This is a genomic window from Nguyenibacter vanlangensis, assembly GCF_013376155.1.
In the GTDB taxonomy this organism is placed as follows: domain Bacteria; phylum Pseudomonadota; class Alphaproteobacteria; order Acetobacterales; family Acetobacteraceae; genus Gluconacetobacter; species Gluconacetobacter vanlangensis.
The window spans coordinates 1-2158 of the sequence record NZ_JABXXP010000488.1; the positions used below are offsets into that span (position 1 = coordinate 1).

4 protein-coding genes are annotated in these 2158 nt (G+C 68.0%); all 4 read left to right on the forward strand.

The window, feature by feature from the left end:
- Window positions 1-201: 201 nt before the first annotated feature.
- Window positions 202-537, forward strand: a complete 336-nt coding sequence (locus tag HUK84_RS15650; protein WP_176641112.1) for an AtpZ/AtpI family protein — start codon at window positions 202-204, stop codon at window positions 535-537.
- Between the two features lie 33 nt (window positions 538-570).
- A complete protein-coding gene (locus HUK84_RS15655) occupies window positions 571-1320 on the forward strand; it encodes a F0F1 ATP synthase subunit A (RefSeq protein ID WP_176641113.1) in 750 nt (249 codons plus the stop codon).
- A gap of 56 nt (window positions 1321-1376) precedes the next feature.
- Window positions 1377-1601: an ATP synthase subunit C family protein gene (locus HUK84_RS15660; protein ID WP_012224283.1), complete on the forward strand. Its 225-nt coding sequence runs from the start codon at window positions 1377-1379 to the stop codon at window positions 1599-1601.
- 14 nt (window positions 1602-1615) lie between these two features.
- Window positions 1616-2158 (forward strand): F0F1 ATP synthase subunit B family protein (locus tag HUK84_RS15665; protein WP_176641114.1); only part of this gene is annotated, 543 nt, incomplete at its 3' end.

Below are 2158 nucleotides of genomic sequence, written 5' to 3' on the forward strand. Positions count from 1 at the left end.
GGCATGCGGCATTTCCGCCACTGACCGGCGGCGGCGCCCGCGCAGCCGGGCGGCCCGCCGCGCGTTAGGACATATCTCGAAACCGTCATGCCCACGGCGGCCGCGCATATCCCCGTTTTCCGCGCATCGGGGGTGCGCGTTGCTTGACAGCCTCATGCCGCGTCGTTAGCTAGCGCCTGCACCCGCCTGGAGGTGTGAACATTGGGTAAGGATACGGACAGCTCCCGCCAGTCCTTCGATACCCGCCTGAAGCAGGCCATGGACCGGAACAATCCGGACCGGGCGGCGCCGGCGGCGCAGGGCAGCGGCTTGTCCGCCAGCGACATGTCGGCCCTGGGCGTGGTTCTCAGGGCGGGCACCGAAATGGTATCGGCCCTCGCGGTCGGTGTCGCGATCGGCTGGGGGCTCGACCGGTGGCTCGGCACGCGCCCGGCCTTCCTGATCCTGTTCTCGTTCCTGGGCGGCGCTGCGGGCGTGCTGAACGTCTGGCGTCTGGTCAGGCCGCTGGACACGCCGGGGGACAAGCCGGGCCTGTAACCGCAGGGCCGGAACGGTAGAGGGAAGACGAAGTTGGCGGCCGGATCCACCATCGACGCACTGGGCCAGTTCGCGCTCCATCCGGTTCTGGGTGGGCTGGGTCAATCGCTGCGCTTCAGCCAGTCGCCGGCGATGATGATCGTGGCGTCGGCCCTGGTGCTGGGCTTCCTCTATCTGGGCATGCGCCCCGCCGCCGTGGTGCCTGGCCGCCTGCAGGCCGCGGCGGAAATCTGCTACGATTTCATCCACGACATGGCGGTCGATACGATCGGGGCCGAAGGCCGCGCCTTCTTCCCGTTCGTCTTCACGCTGTTCTTCTTCATCCTGGCCGGCAATTATCTCGGGCTGCTGCCCTTTTCCTTCGCCTTCACCAGTCATATCGCGGTCACGCTCGCGCTGGCGCTGCTGGTGTTCGTGCTGTCGGTCATCGTGTCGCTCAGGGTCCAGGGCGCGAAATTCTTCGCGCATTTCATGCCGGCCGGCGCGCCGCTGGCCCTGGCCCCGTTGCTGGTGCCGATCGAAATCCTCTCCTTCCTTTCCCGTCCCGTGAGCCTGTCGATCCGTCTTTTCGCCAACATGGTGGCGGGCCACGTGATGTTCGAAATGTTCGCCGCCTTCACGATCATGCTGGCCGGGCTCGGCCTGTTCGGCGATGTCCTCGCCGTCGGGCCGGTGGTCATCAATGTCGCGCTGATGGCGCTCGAACTGCTGGTGGGCGCGCTCCAGGCCTACGTGTTCGCGATCCTCACCTGCATCTACCTGCGGGAGGCGGTCGCACACTGATCGCGGCCTATCCCCAGCCTCTCCTGAACGCCTGAACAACCAAGGAAAGCCTCGCTATGGACATCGCTGCAGCCCGGGAAATTGGTGCCGGTATCGCCGTTATCGCCCTCGCCGGCGTCGGCATCGGCCTGGGTAACATCTTCTCCACGCTGGTCAGCAGCATCGCCCGCAACCCTGCCGCGCGTCCGCACGTGTTCGGCCTGGGCATGCTGGGCTTCGCCCTGACCGAAGCCGTGGCCCTGTACGCCCTGCTGATCGCCTTCCTGATCCTGTTCGTCTAAGTCCGGAGGCCGACGTGGCACGTTCCGCGGTGTCGATCACCCGCAAGGCGGCGTCGTCTCTCGCGACGTGCGCGCTGGCCCTGTCGCTGCTGGTCATGGCCGCGCCGGGCGCGCGCGCCGTGGGCATGCCGCAGCTCGATTTCGCCAACCCGCTGGTTATCGGCCAGGTGATCTGGGGCGGCGCGATCTTCCTGGTGCTCTACCTGCTGCTCAGCCGCTCGGCCCTGCCCAGGGTCGAGAAGGTGCTGGCCGGCCGGCGCCAGACGATCGACAACGATCTGGACATCGCCCGCCGTGCCAAGCAGGATGCCGACGCCGCGGTGGACGAACTGCACCAGGCCCGCCGCTCCGCGATGGCCGAGGCGCAGGCGAACGTCGAAAAGGTGGTCGAGGACGCGCGCCTCGCCGCCCTTCGCCAGACGCAGGACATGAATGCCCGCCTCGCGCAGGAAATCCGCGACGCCGAGGCCCGCGTGGCCCACGCCCGCGCCGAAGCGCTCGGGTCGCTGCGCCAGATCGCCGGCGACACGGCGCAGACCCTGGTCCACCAGGTGACC

Bases quoted from the DNA above. Each gene is read 5' to 3' on its own strand.
- HUK84_RS15660 (WP_012224283.1), top strand. From the start codon at position 1,377: ATGGACATCGCTGCAGCCCGGGAAATTGGTGCCGGTATCGCCGTTATC.